Source organism: [Empedobacter] haloabium, assembly GCA_008011715.2.
Taxonomy (GTDB): Bacteria; Pseudomonadota; Gammaproteobacteria; order Burkholderiales; family Burkholderiaceae_D; genus Rugamonas; species Rugamonas haloabia.
Genome location: CP136508.1, coordinates 3,242,352 through 3,259,523, shown reverse-complemented (window position 1 = coordinate 3,259,523; position 17,172 = coordinate 3,242,352). Strand labels below are relative to the sequence as shown.

Annotated in this window: 17 protein-coding genes and 1 pseudogene; 8 read left to right on the top strand and 10 right to left on the bottom strand. The window is 67.3% G+C overall.

Annotated elements, in window-relative coordinates; translation table 11 throughout:
* Positions 1-19 precede the first annotated feature (19 nt).
* Positions 20-688: a response regulator gene (locus E7V67_014220; protein WUR10880.1), complete on the top strand. Its 669-nt coding sequence runs from the start codon at positions 20-22 to the stop codon at positions 686-688.
* Between the two features lie 46 nt (positions 689-734).
* Complete coding sequence (locus tag E7V67_014215; GenBank protein WUR10879.1) at positions 735-1,130, top strand: GFA family protein; 396 nt, start codon at positions 735-737, stop codon at positions 1,128-1,130.
* Positions 1,131-1,156: 26 nt separating this feature from the next.
* On the opposite strand, the gene E7V67_014210 is transcribed toward E7V67_014215, so the two are convergent.
* Entirely contained in the window at positions 1,157-1,411 is a 255-nt protein-coding gene (locus tag E7V67_014210; protein WUR10878.1) for a hypothetical protein, read from the bottom strand.
* A gap of 173 nt (positions 1,412-1,584) precedes the next feature.
* Between E7V67_014210 and E7V67_014205 the strand changes: the two genes are divergently transcribed.
* Both E7V67_014205 and E7V67_014200 read left to right on the top strand, forming a co-directional pair.
* Positions 1,585-2,769, top strand: a complete 1,185-nt coding sequence (locus tag E7V67_014205) for an NnrS family protein (protein ID WUR10877.1) — start codon at positions 1,585-1,587, stop codon at positions 2,767-2,769.
* 64 nt (positions 2,770-2,833) lie between these two features.
* Positions 2,834-3,748: a DUF3616 domain-containing protein gene (locus E7V67_014200; GenBank protein WUR10876.1), complete on the top strand. Its 915-nt coding sequence runs from the start codon at positions 2,834-2,836 to the stop codon at positions 3,746-3,748.
* Positions 3,749-3,857: 109 nt separating this feature from the next.
* Here E7V67_014200 and E7V67_014195 read toward each other — a convergent pair whose 3' ends face one another.
* On the bottom strand, positions 3,858-6,812 hold the full coding sequence (locus E7V67_014195; GenBank protein ID WUR10875.1) for a TonB-dependent receptor: 2,955 nt from the start codon (positions 6,810-6,812) through the stop codon (positions 3,858-3,860).
* A 60-nt stretch (positions 6,813-6,872) separates the two neighbouring features.
* Here E7V67_014195 and E7V67_014190 point away from each other — a divergent pair, with 60 nt between their 5' ends.
* Complete coding sequence (locus E7V67_014190) at positions 6,873-7,922, top strand: DUF1460 domain-containing protein (GenBank protein ID WUR10874.1); 1,050 nt, start codon at positions 6,873-6,875, stop codon at positions 7,920-7,922.
* Here the strand turns inward: E7V67_014190 and E7V67_014185 are convergent.
* Positions 7,916-8,482 (bottom strand): acyl-homoserine-lactone synthase, encoded by a 567-nt coding sequence (locus E7V67_014185; protein ID WUR10873.1) that lies wholly within the window; start codon positions 8,480-8,482, stop codon positions 7,916-7,918. The genes E7V67_014190 and E7V67_014185 overlap by 7 nt on opposite strands.
* Positions 8,483-8,658: 176 nt before the next feature.
* Positions 8,659-9,045: a DUF4902 domain-containing protein gene (locus E7V67_014180; protein ID WUR10872.1), complete on the bottom strand. Its 387-nt coding sequence runs from the start codon at positions 9,043-9,045 to the stop codon at positions 8,659-8,661.
* A 300-nt stretch (positions 9,046-9,345) separates the two neighbouring features.
* Here E7V67_014180 and E7V67_014175 point away from each other — a divergent pair, with 300 nt between their 5' ends.
* Positions 9,346-10,056 (top strand): LuxR family transcriptional regulator, encoded by a 711-nt coding sequence (locus E7V67_014175; GenBank protein WUR10871.1) that lies wholly within the window; start codon positions 9,346-9,348, stop codon positions 10,054-10,056.
* On the opposite strand, the gene E7V67_014170 is transcribed toward E7V67_014175, so the two are convergent.
* From E7V67_014170 to E7V67_014155, 4 genes and pseudogenes are all read right to left on the bottom strand, one after another.
* Entirely contained in the window at positions 10,028-10,165 is a 138-nt protein-coding gene (locus E7V67_014170; protein ID WUR10870.1) for a hypothetical protein, read from the bottom strand. The two genes, E7V67_014175 and E7V67_014170, sit on opposite strands and share 29 nt — an antisense overlap.
* Positions 10,166-10,236: 71 nt before the next feature.
* Positions 10,237-10,389, bottom strand: a pseudogene (locus E7V67_014165) (IS1595 family transposase).
* Between the two features lie 280 nt (positions 10,390-10,669).
* Complete coding sequence (locus E7V67_014160; protein WUR10869.1) at positions 10,670-12,058, bottom strand: amino acid permease; 1,389 nt, start codon at positions 12,056-12,058, stop codon at positions 10,670-10,672.
* A 247-nt stretch (positions 12,059-12,305) separates the two neighbouring features.
* Positions 12,306-12,515 carry a hypothetical protein gene (locus E7V67_014155; protein WUR10868.1) on the bottom strand — a complete coding sequence of 70 codons (210 nt, stop codon included), beginning with the start codon at positions 12,513-12,515 and terminating at the stop codon, positions 12,306-12,308.
* Between the two features lie 219 nt (positions 12,516-12,734).
* Here E7V67_014155 and E7V67_014150 point away from each other — a divergent pair, with 219 nt between their 5' ends.
* Positions 12,735-13,520, top strand: a complete 786-nt coding sequence (locus E7V67_014150; GenBank protein ID WUR10867.1) for a Crp/Fnr family transcriptional regulator — start codon at positions 12,735-12,737, stop codon at positions 13,518-13,520.
* 67 nt (positions 13,521-13,587) lie between these two features.
* Here E7V67_014150 and E7V67_014145 read toward each other — a convergent pair whose 3' ends face one another.
* Both E7V67_014145 and E7V67_014140 read right to left on the bottom strand, forming a co-directional pair.
* Positions 13,588-13,797, bottom strand: a complete 210-nt coding sequence (locus E7V67_014145; protein ID WUR10866.1) for a hypothetical protein — start codon at positions 13,795-13,797, stop codon at positions 13,588-13,590.
* Between the two features lie 106 nt (positions 13,798-13,903).
* Positions 13,904-16,294, bottom strand: coding sequence for an EAL domain-containing protein (locus E7V67_014140; protein WUR10865.1), 2,391 nt, complete (start codon positions 16,292-16,294; stop codon positions 13,904-13,906).
* Between the two features lie 358 nt (positions 16,295-16,652).
* On the opposite strand from E7V67_014140, the gene E7V67_014135 reads away from it, so the two are divergent.
* A complete protein-coding gene (locus E7V67_014135; protein WUR16281.1) occupies positions 16,653-16,988 on the top strand; it encodes a hypothetical protein in 336 nt (111 codons plus the stop codon).
* Positions 16,989-17,172: the final 184 nt, after the last annotated feature.

Genomic DNA, 17,172 nt, shown 5'->3' with positions numbered 1-17,172 from the left:
CAGAACAAGGAGAACGACCATGGAAGAAACCACCCAGCCGATCAGCGTGCTGCTGATCGACGACCACACGCTGTTCCGCAGCGGCATCCGCTCGCTGCTGCAGCGCCACCCCGAGTTCGACGTGGTGGGCGAGGCGGCCGACGGCGTCGAAGGCATCAAGCGCGCCAAGCAGCTCAAGCCCCAGGTGGTGCTGCTGGACCTGAACATGCCCGGCATGTCGGGACTGGAGACCTTGCAGCTGCTGCTGCAGGACTGCCCGGACAGCGCCATCGTCATGCTGACGGTGTCGGAGGACGCGCAGGACCTGGCCGCGGCCCTGAAGGCGGGCGCCAGCGGCTACCTGCTGAAGAATATCGACACCGACTACCTGACCCGCGCCGTGCGCCGCGCGGCCGCCGGCGAGACGGTCGTCGCGGAGGCCATGACGAGCAAGCTGGTGGCGCAGCTGCAGGCCGGCACGCGGCCGGCCGAACCGGCGTCCGACCTGGACCGGCTGACGCCGCGCGAGAAGGAAATCCTCGACTGCCTGGCCCGGGGCGAGAGCAACAAGGTCATTGCCCGTTCGCTGGACCTGTCGGAAAGCACCGTCAAGATCCACGTGCAGAACGTCTTGAAGAAGCTGAACCTGTCCAGCCGGGTGCAGGCAGCCGTGTTCGCGGTGGAGCATCGGCGCGCGCAGCAGGGGTAGGAGATGGACCAGTCCTACCGCGCGCTTCCATGAGAGGAGGACCAGGATGGCAACCAGACTGGCATCGTGCAGCTGCGGCCAACTGACCGCCCAGGTCAGCGGCGAACCGGTACGCAATTCGATCTGCCACTGCCTGGCCTGCCAGCGCCGCAGCGGCAGTGTGTTCGCCCAGCAGGCTAGGTACCGTCGCGCCGACGTGACGGTGGCGGGCCAGTCGACCCGCTACACCCGTACCGGCGACGAAGGCACGTCCGCCACGTTCCACTTCTGTCCTGCTTGCGGCGCGACGGTGTATTACGAAATCAATGACCTGCCGGAGTTCGTGGCGATCCCCGTCGGCGCGTTCGCCGATCCGGCGTTTCCCGCGCCGACCGTGTCGGTGTACGAGAGCCGGATGCATGGCTGGGTGGTGCCGCCGGCCGAGGCCGAGCACTACGATTGAGCTGTTTTGCCCGCGCCGCCGGACGCTCAACCCCCGCAGCAACCGCCGCAGCAAGCGGTAGCGGGCGTCTTGCGCACCTCGCTGGCCACGCCGGCCTCGGCCAGCGCGGTGCGCAGCCGCTCGGGCGAAGTCTGCGGCGATTCGTAGTCGATGGCGACGCTGGCGCCGGCCGTCGACAGCCGGGCCGCCAGCACGCCCGGGGCGGCGCTGAGGACGTCGGCGATGGTACGGGTGGCGCTGTCGTCGGGAATGCCGGCGAGTTTGAGCATCGTGGTCTGCATGGTGTTTTCCTTCACGTTGATCGAGGACTCCAGCGTAGTGCCGGCGCCGCCACGCTGTCCAACGATGGCGCCCGCTGCGTGCGAAAAGCATGATCCAGATTGTCTTTTTCGGTGTCGCCGTTGGCAGCGCGCCGTGGCGGCGGGACAATCGAGCCGTGTTCAAGGAGACCATCATGACGCTGCTGACCATCGACGATCCATCCCCCACCCAAGCCGAAGGTGCCGGCCTGTGGCGCCTGGGCTTCCGGCCGTTCTACCTGCTGGGCGCCGCGTTCGCCGCGCTGGCCGTGCCGCTGTGGATGGCGAGCTATTACGGCGCGCTGCGCCTGCCCACCGTCGGGCTGCTGTGGCACCTGCACGAAATGGTGTTCGGCATGGCCGTCGCCGTCGTGGTCGGCTTCCTGTACACGGCAGGCCGCAACTGGACCAATCTGTGGACGCCGCGCGGCACGCCGCTGGCCCTGCTGGCCGCGCTGTGGCTGGCCGGCCGCGTCGCGATGCTGGTCAGCAGCGGCCCGTGGGCGGCGCTGGTGGACAGCCTGTTCCTGCCGCTGGCCGCCTGGCCGCTGTGGCGCGTGATGCGCCAGGCCGGCAACAAGCGCAACTACTTCCTGGTCTTCCTGCTGCTCCTGCTGGCGACGGCCAACGTGGCGCACCACGCCGCCGCGCTGGGCTGGGCGCAGTGGTCGCCGCTGCTGCCGGCCCAGGGCGCCATCTTCGTCATCGTGCTGATGGAGGCCGTGATCGGCGTGCGCGTGCTGCCGATGTTCACCCGTAACGGCGCACCGGGCAGTAATCCCGCGGTACGGCCGCGGCTGGACAAGGCCGGCCTGTTGACGACCGTCGCCGCCGGCGTCGCCTGGGTCGCCGGCGCGCCCGCCTGGTTGACGGCGCCGCTGTGCGCCGCGGCCGGCGCGCTGACCTTCTGGCGCCTGGCCGGCTGGCAGCCGCAGCGCACCCTGAAGGTGCCGCTGCTGTGGATCCTGCACCTGTCGTACGCCTGGATCGGCGTCGGCTTCCTGCTGCTGGCCCTGGCGGCGCTGGGCCGCACGCCCACCAGCGCCGCCTTCCACGCGCTGACGGTGGGCTCGATGGCCGGCCTGATCATCGGCATGATGTGCCGTACCTCGCTGGGCCACACGGGACGGCCGTTGCAGGCCGGTACGCCCGAGGTGTGGATGTTCGTGGCGATCCAGCTGGCGGCGCTGGCCCGGCTGATCGCGGCACTGGACAGCGGCGCGCTGCGCAACGGCGCCATGCTGCTGGCCGCCGTCGCGTGGACCGTCGCATTCGCGCTGTTCGTCGCGGCCTATGCGGGCCGGCTGGCCCGCCCCCGTATCGACGGCAAGGAGGGCTGAGTGTCGTGTTGGCGGCGCCGTGGCCGCTCTGCTATCTTGTAAGCAGGACAACCCGGAGCCCGCCATGAACATCGCCAACATCGCCCCCCACGTCTACCGCGGCCTGTGCAACGCCTCCGCCGCGCTCGCCCTGGACGCCGACCGCTTCGTTGTCGCCGATGACGAGGTCAGCGTGCTGAAGGTCTACCGCTTCGATACGCCGGGCCTGCCGCTGCCCGGGGAGGACATCGACCTGCACGTCTTCCTGGGCGGGAAGGAGGAGGCGGACCTGGAAGGCAGCGCGCTGGTCGGCGACACGATCTACTGGATCGGCTCCCATGGCGCGGATGGCGACGGCAACCCCGCGCCAGCCCGGCGCGTGCTGTTCGCCACGCGCCGCGGCGGCCCGGGCGAACGGCTGCTGGTGCCGCTCGGTCGACCGTGCCGGCGGCTGCTGGACGATCTGGCCGGCACGCCGGTTCAGCAGCGATACGATCTGCTGGGTGCGGCCTCGAAGGCACCGAAGGACCCGGGCGGGCTCAGTATCGAGGGCTTGGCGGATACGCCGGAGGGCCACCTGCTGATCGGCTTGCGCAATCCCGCGCCGGCCGAGGGCGCCTTGTTGCTGGTCTTGGAGAATCCGGCCGAAGTCGTGGACGGAAAGCCGGCGCGTTTCGGTCCGCACCTGTCCGTGGACCTGGGCGGGCAGGGCATCCGCAGCATCGAGCGGCACGGCGACGGCTACTTCATCGTGGCCGGGCCGCCTGGCAAGGGCAAGGAATTCGCTGTGTACCGGTGGTCGGGGCTGCCGGAGGAGCGCCCACGCAAGCTGGACGTGCCGCAGCTGTCCGGCCTGAATCCCGAGGCGCTGTTTTTCGATCCGGACGGTTTGCTGCACATCCTGTCCGACGATGGCAAGGACCAGCCGGGTGGCGTCAAGTGCAAGCATTTGCCGGCCGACCAGCGGCAATTCCGGCGCATCGCGCTGGCGTTGGGGTAAGCCACCAGGGTCTGTCCCCGAAGGGGACTGACCCTGCAGTGCTGTTTGCTTGCCGCTGACTGTCGAGGCAAACTTCGGGGGCAGTCCCTTGCAGGGACAGACCCCACGCTCAGAAGCGATATTTCACGTTGACGTACACCTGCCGCCCCGATACGTCGAGCTTCTGCTGCTCCGCCTCGCTGTAGCGATACTGCGCCCGCTTGGTGTTGGTCAGGTTGGTGGCGTCGAGCGACACCACCAGCCCCGGCCGGATCGTGTAGTTGACGGCGGCGGCCAGCGTGGCGACGCCCTTGGCCATCGTCGGCGCCGTCGGCATCGCCACCCCGTTGATGACGCTCTGGCCCTGGCTGTTGGCGGTGGGGGCGGGCGCCGTCGTGCTGCTGACGTACTTGCCGCGATAGTTCCACACCAGCCGCGCGCTCAGGCGGTCGTTCTCGAAGTAGCCGCCCAGGTTACCGGCCCACTCCGACGCACCCACCATCGGCCGGCCGTCGTCCACGCGGGTCTTGGCGCGGCTGACGTTGGAGGTGATGCCGAAGCTGCCCCACAGCGGCCGCTCGAAGGCGATCTCGATGCCGTTGATGCGCGCGCCCTGCTGCGACGAGGTGTTGACGAAGAAGGTCTTGACCGTATTGTCGCGCGGGTCCACCAGCTGCACCGTTTCGCCCTGCGTCACGGTGCCGGTCTTGACGTAGCCGTCGATCGACGAGTGGAACAGGTCGAGCGCCAGCACGGAGCGGGGCGCGAAATACCAGGACCAGGACAGGTCGACGTTGTCGGACGTCAGTGGCTTGAGGCCCGGATTCGGCCCCGTCACCGTGCAGCCGCTGGCGCTGCAGCCCGGCGTGCCGTAGCCCGAGCCCAGCACGTTGTAGTTCTGCCGGCCGATGGTGCGGCTGGCGCCGAAGCGGGCCACCACGCCCGGCGCGAACTCGTAGCGCAGGTTCACGCTGGGCAGCGGATTGTCGAACGTGCGGTCGCTGGGCGTTTTGAAGTAGACCAGCCCCGCCTTCGGGTCGAACGGCACCCCCTCGTAATAGGTGCTGCCGTCGCCTGCCGTCGTGATCGCGCCAGGGTAGGCGGGGCAGGGCACGGCCGGCTGGCCCGGCTCGGTCTTCAGGCAGGCGCCAGCCGGCACGGGCGTGACGATGTCGGCGTTGACGCGCGTGCGCACGAAGCGCAGCCCGGCGTTGCCGCTCCACTGGCCGTGTTCGAAGCTCTGCATGACGTAGAACGCGGTCTGCCGCTCGCGCATGTCGATTTCGTTGACGACACGGCGCTCGAATGCCGGCGTGGTGGGACGGATCGATGCGTTGATATAGTCCTTCAGCGCCTGCGGCGTGAAGTAGAAGCCCGTGTTGTCGAAGTCGCCGTCCAGGTCCTGGCCGAAGTCGGACGGGTAAGTCACGTAGCCGGCCGGCGCGGTGCCCAGCGCGGGCTGGCGGAACGCGGGCGACGTGCGTTGGTTGCGGCGGCGGTGGTCGGCGTAGCGCAGGCCCGTCTCGAACGTGGTCAGCATGCGCCAGCCCAGCCGGTATTCGGCATCGAGCTGCAGGCTGCTTTCGCGGTCCACCGTGCGGGTGGACGACACGGTACGGCCCACCATCGTGTAGCCGCTGCCGTCCGGATTCAGGCTGGGCCGATTCGCGCCCGCGCCGAAGTACTGCACGAACGGCGCATCGTCGACGTCGCCCAGGCGGTAGGCCACGCCGGTACCGTAGCGCGCCCACGTGGTGCCCTGGTCGCGCGCCGTCTTGCCGACGCCGCGCGTGGTCGAGGCCAGCGCCTTCAGGCGCAGGTCGTCGTTGACGCGCCAGCTGGCATCGACGTCCAGGAACGCGCTTTCGGCGGTGGCGCCGTCGCGGTAGAACGCTTCCGAGTTGCCGATGTATTGCGGCGGCGTGCCGTCCGGGTAGACGATCTCCGCGCTTTGCAGCACCCGCAGCGGGTGGCCGTACAGCGTGGTCTCGTCGACGATGACGGGATTCTTGATGCTCGCGAACACCTGGCGTCCGTTGACGCTGGTATTGGTCGCCAGGCCCCCCAGCGGGTCCGCCTTCCCCAGCAGCATGCTGTACATGGCGCCGGAGGTCAGCCGGCCGTGGTTATTGGCTTTCATCTTCGAGTAGAAGCCGGTCGTCGTCACGTCGAGCCGCTCGTCCGGCCGGTACTGCAACGAGAACATGCCGCCCTTGCGGTCGCGCACCCCTTCGACGAACTCGGAGCTCATCGATCCGGGCATGCGTACCCCGTTCAGGTCCGCGGCCGTCAGGCCGGTGCCGGCCAGCGACGCATCCGTGATGCCCTTCATGGCGGACGTGTTGATCACGTCCCAGCCGCTCGAGGCGCCATACGCCAGCCGCGACACGGAATCGCGCCGGATGTGACGCTTCTCGGCGAAGCCCTGCACGATGAGGCCCAGGGTGCCGGCGTCGTTCTTCCAGTTGATGCTGGCGTTGGCGTCCGGCGCGCTCTTGCCGGGCAGGTCGGCGTAGCTGACACCCGCGCTGACGAGGCCGGAAAGCCTTTCCTTCTGCGCCAGCGGCTTCCGGGTCGTCACGTTGATGGTGCCGGCCAGGCCGCCGTCGACGATGTTCGCCTGCGCCGTCTTGTAGACGATGGCCTGGTTCAGCACGGAAGAGGGCATCAGCGACAGGCTGGTGCTGCGGCTCGACGAGTTCTGGTCGACGATGTACCAGTCGGCCGTGCTGACGGCGTGGCCGTTGAAGATGATCAGGCTCATGTCCGGATTGGTGCCGCGCATCGACACCTTTTCCGCCTCGTCGTAATCGGTGCGCACGGCCACGCCGGGCAGGCGCTGCAGGGAATCGGCCAGGTTCTTGTCGGGCATCTTGCCCACGTCCTCCGCCGTGACCACTTCCACGTTGGCCGTGGCGTTGCGCTTCACGTTCAGCGAGCGGGCCAGCGAGGCGCGGATGCCCGTCACCTCCACCTTCTGCATGGGCTCCGCCGGCGGTGCCTGCTGCGCGCGGGCGGCGCCCGCCGCTGCCACCATGGCCATTGCCACCGCCGCCGCCAGCGGCCTGCGTTTCATCGTCGTCATGTGCTCTCCCTTGCTTTGTCCGGCCGGTCCAGGCTCTCTGTGCAGTATTGAGGAAGACGTATGAAAAACACAAAGAATATGAAGCGTGCGGCCATCGCCCGGCGCGATGACCGGCGCGGCGTTGCGCGCACGCGTCATCCGCGCTATCGTGAGCGCTTTTTGCGGGGAGCGGCGATGGGTGGCAAGGGAACGTGGGTGGGGGCAGGGGCGCTGATGGCGGCACTGCTGGCCGGTTGCGGCAACCGCGATGGTCACGCGCCGGGCACGCCGTTGCCGCAGCCGGTGTACCGCATGACGCCGCAACAGGTGGACGGTTACCTGGCCCGGTTGCAGGCCACGGAGCCGGACCTGCGCAAGCGCATCGCCGCCATTGGCCGCCGCACGATCGGCCAGCCGTACCGCCTCAACCTGCTGGGCGAGTTCCCCTACCAGGTGCACGACGAGCTGCCGATGTTCAGCCTGCAGTACAGCGACTGCGTGGTATTCGCGGAACAGACCTACGCGATGGCGCTGTCCGCCTCATGGGAGGAATTCTTCTGGATGCTGCAACGGATCCGCTACCGCGATGGCGTGATCGGCGTGGCCACCCGCAACCACTATACGGAGCAGGACTGGAACGTCAACAACCGCTGGCTGGTCACGGATGTCAGCGCCGACCTGGGCGGCCAGGATGCCGCCAGCTACGAGCTCACAGTGGACCGCGCGACCTTCCTGCGCACCCGCCACCGCACCGAAGCGGCGCTGCCGGTCACGCGCAGCCGCGAGACCTACGTGCCGACGACTGTCGCGCTGCGCGTGCTGGGGCGGTTGACGGATGGCGACTTCGTCAACGTGGTCTCGACTCGCGACGGCAAGTACTGGGTGTCGCACGTCGGGCTGGTCGTGACGAGGCCGGACGGCAGCCGTCATTTCCTCAACTCCGCCGAACCGCAGGTGCGCGAGGAAACCTTCGACACCTTCATCGCCCGCGCGGCCCGGCGCGCCGACGAGCAGGCACGCACGGGCAAGCCGGTGACGCGGCTGGCGGGCTTCAAGTTCCTGCGGCTGAACGACGCGATCGTCGTCCCGCCGGCCCTGCCGCAGCCGCGTCCGTTGCGCGCACCTCACTGACCCGGCTGCCGCACTTCGATCCAGCAGGCGAAGATCGGGTGGCCGCCGATGATCATCGGCGGGCCGGCGCGGTGGGCATGGAAACCGGCACGGCGCAGCAGCCGCTCGATGCCGATCGGCGACACCGTGATCAGCCGCTTGGCGCCCTGTTCGGCGGCGAACGCGATCGAATCCTGCAGCAGGCGCACGGCCACCTCGGACGAGAACTGCGACAGCGCCGACGTCGTGCGGCTGTTGAAATCCACCGCCGCGAAGCGCGACAGCTCCCACACCTCGGGGCTGCACGGCACTGGCGCGCCGTTCATCAGTTCCGGGAACACCTCGCCCAGCAGGTAAGGCTGGCTGGTCGGCAATAAACGGGCGCAGCCGTTCACATTGCCGTCGTCGTCCTGCGACACCACGTACAGCGTGTCCGGCCGGTCGAACTGGTCGAGTTCCTCGCCGTTGCGCGTGGTGAGCTCCCAGCCCAGCGTTTCAATGAAAACCTTGTGACGGTAACGCCCGACTCGTTCGAACAACTCCTTGCTGAGAGTGCTGCTGCTGCCCGCGATATTGTTCATGGCCCGCTCCAATTAAATGATGTGGTTGATCTGGAGTTGCCATTTGACTATTTTTGCGCGGCGACCAAAACTGTAACATTTGACAGTTAGGCGGAAATGTATCCTGCCGGTCAGTTTTGCTGACAGCATCGGGGCGGTACGGGGCGGGGTCGCGGCAGTGTGCCGGGCGGGCAGCGTCAGCCGTCGTAGCGGCGCTGCAGATAACGCAACGTTTCCTCCTGCCAGTTCGAACGGTCGATCAGAATTTTCAGCAAAGTGCTGCTGTCTTCGATATCATCTGCAGCACCGGGCCGCATCACGACACACAGGTTGCTGCGCGGATCGCCGACCCGGCGCAGCGCGACACCGCTGCCGTCGGTCCCGGCACGCATTTCCCAGTCCCAGCCCATGGTCAGGACGGGCTCGCCATCGCCGACCCATTCGGTATAGCCTGTGATGGCGCTGGCGACGGCGCCATCACCCGGCAGGGCGTGGTCGTCTTCGTCCAGGGCTGAGACCAGATGACGCAACGAGCGCCGCTGCATGGCGTCGAACGTCATGCGTACGTAGGGTAGGTCGGACATGTATTTCTCCTGCAAGAGCGACGCCGGGCGCGTCGTATGGGCTATTGAAACGTGGTACGACAGCGCGAGCCACTGTCAAGATTGACAGCGCTGTGTTGTAAATGTTTCTCATTTCGGAATTGCTGGGCGAATTTTTGATTTGACGGCAAATTTCCGTGCTGATATTGTCACTTGCAATAAGAGACGCTCCGCTACGGCCGTACCACGTCCGGAGCAGACGAGCGCATCCGCCGAGTTGGCGGTTGGTGGCAATACCGATGCACACCCGGTGCCGGACGCCGCTTCATAGGGAGTAAAACTGTGAATTTCACGCACTGGCAGGACCTGCAGTTGCAGGGCTTACTGACGGCGGAAACGGAGGACGATCTGTTCGCCGTGCTGGCCGCTGCCGCTCGCGACCTGGGATTCGAATACTGCGCGTACGGGCTGCGCATGCCGCTGCCCGTATCGAATCCGAAGGTGTACATGCGCAACAACTATTCGTCCCACTGGCAGGAACGCTATGCAAGGCTGAACTATGTGCGGATCGACCCGACCGTGGCGCACGGGATGAAGTCGATCCTGCCGCTGGTCTGGAACGATAGCGTGTTCGGCCAGAGCCCCGAGTTCTGGGAGGATGCGCGCGGCCATGGCCTGCGGGTGGGCTGGGCCCAGTCCTCCTACGACGCGCGCGGCGTGGGTGGCCTGCTGACCCTGGCGCGCTCGCACGACGTGCTGAGCGAAGCCGAACTGCGCGAGCATTCGTTGAAGATGTCCTGGCTCGTGCAGGTGGCCCATGAAGGCATGTCACGGCTGGTGTCGGCCACCACGCCGCCGCCTTCGGTGCTGACGTCGCGCGAGCTGGAAGTGCTGCGCTGGACGGCGGATGGCAAGACCTCGGGCGAGGTCGGCCAGATCATGCACATCTCCGAGCGCACGGTGAACTTCCACGTCAACAACGCCCTCAGCAAGCTGGGCGCCGTCAACAAGACGGCCGGCGTCGTCAAGGCGGCGATGCTGCGGCTGCTGTAGGGCCGCGCACGCGCATCCCGCGCTGCGTCTGCAGGCGCGCCAGCGCCGCCAGCGCCTGCGCGAACAGGTGGCCCGCCAGCCGGCTTTCCCGCGGTGCCATGCGTGTCACGGAAAACTCCATTGGCAAGGCTGCGCTGCAGCTGGGCGGCCGTCAGCGGTCCGCCCCCGATGACGAAATCGCAGGAACGGCAGCCATTTCTCGCGCAGGCGGATGAACGCCAGGGGCGTGCCGGTCAGCGCATTGAAACTCTTGCCGCATGCGCGGCACCGATAGCGTTGCGGGCCGTAAAAGACACCGTGGCGGTATAGGCGCTCGCCTTGGCAATGGGGGCAGCGGCGCGTCCGCTGACCGCGCGCTTCGATGATGGCAAGGCACTCCGCCAGTGAGGTACACCGGTCGAACGCCTCGCGCAGCTCGTCCACTTGCTTGCCGGTGCGTTGCACCAGCATCTGCCGCACCTGCGCTTGCATCGCCTGGATTTGCCGCGAGTCCATGGTGGCTCCCCTCGGTTGGGTTAACTGGAGGTAGGACCGTGGTTGAGTCGGAAAGTTCATCAGGACCGGGGCACAGCGCCCAAAAAAAACGGGACCCGCAGGTCCCGTTCTCATTGCATCAGTTCAGCAACGACCGCTTGCGCGCGTAGCCGAAGTAGACGACTAGTCCCAGCAGCAGCCAGGCGCCGAACGCCAGCCAGGTTTCCAGTGACAGGTAGGTCATCAGGCCGAGGCAGCAGATCACGGCCAGCGCTGGGATCACGGGCACGCCCGGGCAGCGGAACGCGCGGTGCAGGTCGGGGCGCTTCTTGCGCAGCACCACCACGGCCACGGAGACCAGGCAGAACGCTGCCAGCGTGCCCATGTTGACCAGCTTGGCCAGCGTGTCGAGCGGGATCAGCGCGGCGATCAGGCCGAAGATGATGCCCACGACCCAGGTCGCGAAGAACGGCGTGCCGTATTTCGGATGGATCGACGACAGGCGCTTCGGCAGCAGGCCGTCGCGCGACATGGCGAAGATGACGCGGGTCTGGCCGTACAGCATCACCAGGATGACGGTCGTCATGCCCAGAATCGCGCCCGCATCGACGAAGCCGGCGACCCAGTTCTCGCCGGCGAACTTCAGCGCCAGCGAGACCGGATGGTCGACGCCTTCGAACTGCTTGAACGGCACGATGCCGGTCATGATGCCGGAAACGATCACGTACAGCAGCGTGCAGACGGCCAGCGAGCCGATGATGCCGATCGGCAGGTCGCGCTCGGGCCGCTTGACTTCCTCGGCCGCCGACGTCACGGCATCGAAGCCGATGAACGCGAAGAACACCAGGGCGGCGGCGCTCAGGATGCCGGTATGGCCGTACGGCATGAACGGCTGCCAGTTGGCGGGCTGCACGTGGCGCGCGCCGACCAGGATGAACAGCAGCACGACGCCGACCTTGATCGCCACCATCACATTGTTCAGGCGGGCGGACTCGCGCACGCCCAGCGACAGCAACCAGGTCAGCACCAGCATGATCAGCAGGGCCGGCAGGTTGAAGTAGGTCTCCTTGCCCGGCACGGCGCCCGGCGCCGCTGTCAGCGCGTCCGGCAGGTGCCAGCCGACGCCGGCGATCAGCGACTGGAAGTAGCCGGACCAGCCGACCGATACGGCCGAGGTGGCCAGGCCGTATTCCAGCATCAGGTCCCAGCCGATCATCCAGGCGACCAGCTCGCCCAGGGTGGCATAACTGTAGGTGTAGATCGAGCCGGCCACCGGCACGGTGGACGCGAATTCCGCATAGCACAGGGCCGCGAAGGCACAGGCAAAGGCGGCGATAACGAACGACAGGGGCAGGGCGGGGCCGGCCGTCAGCGCGCCGGTTCCCGTCAGCACGAAAATACCGGTGCCGACAATGGCACCGATGCCCATCAACACGAGATCGAAGGGACCCAGCACTTTTTTCAAACCGCCAGGGTGACGACCGGCCGCGACCATGGCGTCAAGATTCTTAGTTCTGAAAATACTCACTGCTTCTCCATTTTGATATCTGAGTTGTCTCGGCGTGCCGTGCGTTGCCGGGTGGGCCCGCAGCGGTTCTACGTGCGACGGCGGGCCCTGGATCGAGGCAGCGCGTCGCCGCCGCATACTAGCACAGCCGCAAGCATGAAACTGTATTAACTGATTGCTTTATAGGAAATTGTTGCGCGAATGATATCGCGCTGGAGGGAGCAGGCGGAGCGGCCGGCGCGGAGGGCGCGCCGGCGGGCAAGCGGGGTCAGTGCAGCAAGCGGCCGCGCTGGTCCACGTAGCGGCTCGGCTGTTCGGCACCGGCCATGCGGTCCAGCCGGGCTTGCACCAGGCGGTGCCAGGCGCCAGCCCACTTCGACGCCACGACGCTTTCCTCGGTCGAGCTGGCGTAAAGCGTGCGTTCCACGGCGCGTTGTTGACGTTGCAGGGCGTACGAGACTTTGATGAAGTTGTTCATGTGCTGATCGTGGCGGTGACCCGGCGAAATTGCCTCTGAGACGTATTTTCCCTCGTTCGACGAGCGCTGAATGTGCGCCAGTTCACGTAGGACTGAGATTACAGCGTCGATTGCTTCTGTACTACACGCGCAGGCCCACTCGTCCGACTCCCAAATCGAGGGCTCAGCAATAAAGTGGAGGAAATGACAACGTTACAGGTGCTCCATATGTACAAGACCATGCAAACCGAATCCGCCGCGCTGCGCGCGCCCATCCAGTCCCTGAACCTGCCCGCGAAACGCGGCCAGGGCGTGCCTCAAGGCATCAGCCTGACGGGTGTCCAGCAAAACGAGCTGCTGCGCGCGCTGCCGCAGCACGAGCTGGAACGCCTGTTGCCGGAACTGGAACTGGTGGCCCTGCCAACCGGCAAGCACCTGTACGACTTCGGCGAGAAGATCGACTACAGCTATTTCCCCACCACGGCCATCGTCTCGCTGCAATACGTCAACGAGGACGGCATCACGACGGAGATCGCCGTGGTCGGCCGCGAGGGCGTGGCGGGCGTCACCATGTACAAGGGCGAACGCGCCAGCAACACGGCGGTCGTGCAGGCGGCCGGTTACGGCTACCGCATGCGCACCGATACGCTGCGCGAGCTGTTCGGCGAGGGCGGCACGCTGGCGCACCAGCTGATGCGCTACACCAGCTGCCTGTTCGCCCAGCTGGCGCAGAATGTCGTCAGCAGCCGTCACAGCAGCATCGAGCAGAAGCTGTGCCGCTGGCTGCTGGAACGGCTGGACCGCTCGCCATCGAGCGAACTGAAGGTAACGCAGGAACTGATCGCCAACCTGCTGGGCGTGCGCCGCGAAAGCATCACGGCGGCAGCCGGCAAGCTGCAGGCCGAGGGCCTGATCCAGTGCCGCCGCGGCATGGTCGTGGTGCTGGACCGCGCGGGCCTGGAACGCTGCGCCGGCGCGTGCTACTTTGCCGCCCGCGGCACGCTGGCGCAGGCCGCTACCCACTGAACCATCGGTAAGCCGTGGTGCCGGCTCGCGCCGCCGGTTCCTGCCGTGCCCCGAGGGGGCATGGCGCTCAATGTGTGCTTTGCCGGCGCGGTACCGCGCCGTCCGGCGCCTGCGACAGGACGCGCAGGATCGTCTCCGGCGGCAAGCCGTGCCCGGCCAGGTAGGCCCAGGCCAATGCCGCGCCGCATTCCCGGTCGAAGCGGATCGCTTCGTCCACCGCCGCGGCCATCGCCGCGTCGCGCCGCCGTTCGCGGCTGGTGTCGCTTACCTGAAACATGGTTGCCCCCGGGCGTTGAGGAATGACGGAGTGCGGCCGCACCCGCGCTGAAGTACAGCATCCACCCTTGCAGCGCGCAAGTCAAGCCGCCTGATGCGCGCGGCCCCTAGGCCGGCGCCACGGCATAGCGCCGTTCGAACTCGTCCAGCGGCAGTGCCGGCGCGAACAGGAAGCCCTGGAAGGCGTCACAGCGCTGTTCGCGCAGGAAGCCGAACTGCTGCTCGTTTTCCACACCTTCCGCGATCACTTTCAACCCCAAGGTCTTGCCCAGGGCGACGATCAGCTCGGCGATGGCGCCCGCGTTGGAGCCCGTGCGCGCATCGTTGACGAACGAGCGGTCCACCTTCAGCGCGCAGAACGGGAAACGCTTCAGGTAGCTGAGCGACGAATAGCCGGTACCGAAATCGTCCAGCGAGAACAGCACACCATGCTGGCGCAGGGCCAGCATCTTGTCGATCACGTCGTCCTCGGCCAGGATGCTTTCCGTCAGTTCCAGGCTGAGCCGGCTGGGCGGCGCGCCGGTCTGCTCCAGCACCGACAGCACGCGTGCGACGAAATCGGCCTGCACCAGCTGCTGCACACTGACGTTGACGGCCAGCGAGATATCGCACAGCACGGGCAGCCGGGCCCAGCGCGCCAGGCAGGCGCAGGCGTCATACAGCGCCTGCTGGCCGATGGCGACGATCAGCCCGGTGCTTTCGGCCAGGTCGATGAACTCGGCCGGACCGACCAGGCCACGCTGGGGATGCTGCCAGCGCAGCAGCATCTCGCCACCCACCAGCTTGCCGTCCGCGCTGAACTGCGGCTGGCAATGCAGCGGGAAGTGGCCCGCGTGCAGGCCCTGGCGCAGGTCGTTTTCCATCAGGCTGCGCGCGTCGATCGCGGCCTGCATGGCCGGGTCGAAGAAGCGCAGCGTGTTGCGACCGGCCGCCTTGGCGTGGTACATGGCGATGTCGGCCTGCTTCAGTACCTCGTCCATCGCGGTAGCCACGTTGCCGAACAGCGAGATGCCGATGCTGGGCGTGATCGTCACGGCCCGTACCGCCAGGCGGTGCGGCCGCTGCAGTACCGCCAGCATCTTGTGCGCCACCTTCTCCGCCTCCACGGCCGCCTCCTCGTCGGTGGCCCCCAAGTTTTCCAGCGCCACCACGAACTCGTCGCCGCCCAGGCGGGCCAGCTGGTCGCTGTCGCGTACGGCATGACGCAGCCGTTCGGCGACCTGCTGCAGCAACAGGTCGCCGGCATCGTGGCCCAGCGTGTCGTTGAGCTGCTTGAAATTGTCCAGGTCGATGAAGAGCAGGGCGCCGATGCGTGCCAGCCTGCTGCTGCGGCTGGCGATCTTGCCCAGCTGTTCCAGCAGATGGCGCCGGTTCGGCAGGCCCGTCAGGTGATCGAAGTAGGCCAGGTGGTAGATGCGCCGCTCGCTTTCCTTGCGTTCGGTCAGGTCGGTGTTGGTGCCGGACACCCGGACGGGCCGGCCGGCGCTGTCGTGCAGCACGAAGCCGCGCGACAGCACGGGCACATAGTGGCCGTCCCGATGGGCCAGCCGCAGTTCGATCGAAAAGCTGTCGCGCGTGCCGCCGAGCAGCTCCTGCATGAAGGCGTTCAGCGCCATGCGATCGTCCGGATGCAGGAAGCGGCGCCAGGTCTGCTGGTCGGCCGACACCTCGCCCGCCTGGTAGCCCAGCATCTCCCACCAGCGGTCGGAGTAATAGGCCTCGCCGCTGCGCAGGTCGAAGTCCCAGACGGCATCGCGCGAACCGCGCAGCACCAGGCGCAGGCGCTCCTCGGACTTGCGCAACTGCTGTTCGGCGTCCTTCAGATTGGTGCAGTCGGTAAAGCAGACTACGACCTCGACCAACGCGCCGGCGTCGTCCTGCACCGGGTAGGCGTTGCAGATCATCCACGACACGCCGCCAGCCCCGCGGCGCAGGCCGGCAATGAAGCCCGCCACCGCGATCCCGGTGCGCAGCACCTGGTGCACCGGGTACATCTCGGCCGGCATCGGCTTGCCGTCGGCCTGCAGCAGCGCCCATTCGGATTCGCTGGCCTCGACGCCGCGCAGCTTGTCGAGCGTGCGCCCCAGCAGGCGCTCGGCGGCGCGGTTGGCCGTCAGGATCACGCCATCTGCGCCGTGCACGACGACGCCGGCCGGCAGGTGGTTCAGCAGTTCCTGGAAGCGGGCGCTGGCGCTGGCTGGCTGGCCCAGCACGCCCACGTAGCCGCTGGGCGCGCCTTGCGGCGACTGGATCGGCACGAGCGCCAGGCCCGGCGTGTCCGTCCCGGCCAGGACATCGGCCAGGCCGACCGGGGCGGGGCGGTCGGTGGCCGCCTCCGGCTGCAGCGCCGCGGCCAGCACGCCGCCATCGCCACCAAGCTGCTCTTGCAGGCCGGCGCTCAGGCCCAGCAGGCGATGCTGCGCATCCAGCACGAACACCCCGGCCGGCGGTTCGGCCCGTGCCAGTGCCGGCGTGCCGAGATTGTCGTCATTTTTCATGATCGTCCCCTTGCATCCGATGCTAGCGCGTTTCGCCGCGTGCGGGCGCGCCGCGTGTCTGGATTGCGAAAAAGCCACATTTTTATTTCCCGATTGCATTTAAAGAATTTTTGGTGCACTATGCCAACCAGTCCACCGCCCTCAAACCCTCGTCGCGTGGATTCGAGTTCCCCACCTCACCTCCGCGGGGACGCCGCTCCTGGCGCATCTCACACTTGCCGGTACCGCTTTTTGCACGACGCGCCGCAACGGCCCCTCCTGCTGGCATCCGGTCTAACGTCCCGGCATTGCGCCGGGGCCCGTGAACTGCTACTTACTGGAGAATGACATGACGACCCAAATGACGACCGCCCCGACGATGGCTTCCCTGCCGGCTGCCCACGTTTCCGCCCAGGCCAGCAATGGCGAAGCGCTGCTGAACTACGATCCGAACCGCCTGCTGGACCACCTGATCGACGTGCTGGACCTGAAGAACGACGCCGCCCTGGCGCGCACCCTCGAGGTGGCGCCGCCCGTGATCAGCAAGATCCGCCACTTCCGCCTGGCCATCGGCCCGTCGCTGCTGATCCGCATGCACGAGGTCAGCGACATCACGATCGCCCAGCTGCGCGTGCTGATGGGCGACCGCCGCGGCAAGTTCCGCGTGGCGTTCTCGCAGAACGACGTGCCGGGCTCGCTGCAGCACGCCGCCTGAACGTGCCCCTTGCCGCGGCGGCCATGCCGGCCGCCGCGGTTGCAGTAATGTCTGCTGCTTCGATGCAACACCGCACGGAGCGGCTACGCCCTTGCAAGCGATGTTCGGGTACACTCGCGGCAAGGCACGCGCACCGCTGCGCGCGCCAGCCGTATCCCGAACCCCAGCCCCCGGTTCCTGTGTA

What these genes read in the sequence shown, in the direction of transcription:
- E7V67_014220 (WUR10880.1), top strand. Translation starts at nt 20, where the DNA reads ATGGAAGAAACCACCCAGCCGATCAGCGTGCTGCTGATCGACGACCAC.
- E7V67_014215 (WUR10879.1), top strand. Translation starts at nt 735, where the DNA reads ATGGCAACCAGACTGGCATCGTGCAGCTGCGGCCAACTGACCGCCCAG.
- E7V67_014210 (WUR10878.1), bottom strand. Translation starts at nt 1,411, where the DNA reads ATGCAGACCACGATGCTCAAACTCGCCGGCATTCCCGACGACAGCGCC.
- E7V67_014205 (WUR10877.1), top strand. Translation starts at nt 1,585, where the DNA reads ATGACGCTGCTGACCATCGACGATCCATCCCCCACCCAAGCCGAAGGT.
- E7V67_014200 (WUR10876.1), top strand. Translation starts at nt 2,834, where the DNA reads ATGAACATCGCCAACATCGCCCCCCACGTCTACCGCGGCCTGTGCAAC.
- E7V67_014195 (WUR10875.1), bottom strand. Translation starts at nt 6,812, where the DNA reads ATGACGACGATGAAACGCAGGCCGCTGGCGGCGGCGGTGGCAATGGCC.
- E7V67_014190 (WUR10874.1), top strand. Translation starts at nt 6,873, where the DNA reads ATGAAAAACACAAAGAATATGAAGCGTGCGGCCATCGCCCGGCGCGAT.
- E7V67_014185 (WUR10873.1), bottom strand. Translation starts at nt 8,482, where the DNA reads ATGAACAATATCGCGGGCAGCAGCAGCACTCTCAGCAAGGAGTTGTTC.
- E7V67_014180 (WUR10872.1), bottom strand. Translation starts at nt 9,045, where the DNA reads ATGTCCGACCTACCCTACGTACGCATGACGTTCGACGCCATGCAGCGG.
- E7V67_014155 (WUR10868.1), bottom strand. Translation starts at nt 12,515, where the DNA reads ATGAACAACTTCATCAAAGTCTCGTACGCCCTGCAACGTCAACAACGC.
- E7V67_014150 (WUR10867.1), top strand. Translation starts at nt 12,735, where the DNA reads ATGCAAACCGAATCCGCCGCGCTGCGCGCGCCCATCCAGTCCCTGAAC.
- E7V67_014145 (WUR10866.1), bottom strand. Translation starts at nt 13,797, where the DNA reads ATGTTTCAGGTAAGCGACACCAGCCGCGAACGGCGGCGCGACGCGGCG.
- E7V67_014140 (WUR10865.1), bottom strand. Translation starts at nt 16,294, where the DNA reads ATGAAAAATGACGACAATCTCGGCACGCCGGCACTGGCACGGGCCGAA.
- E7V67_014135 (WUR16281.1), top strand. Translation starts at nt 16,653, where the DNA reads ATGGCTTCCCTGCCGGCTGCCCACGTTTCCGCCCAGGCCAGCAATGGC.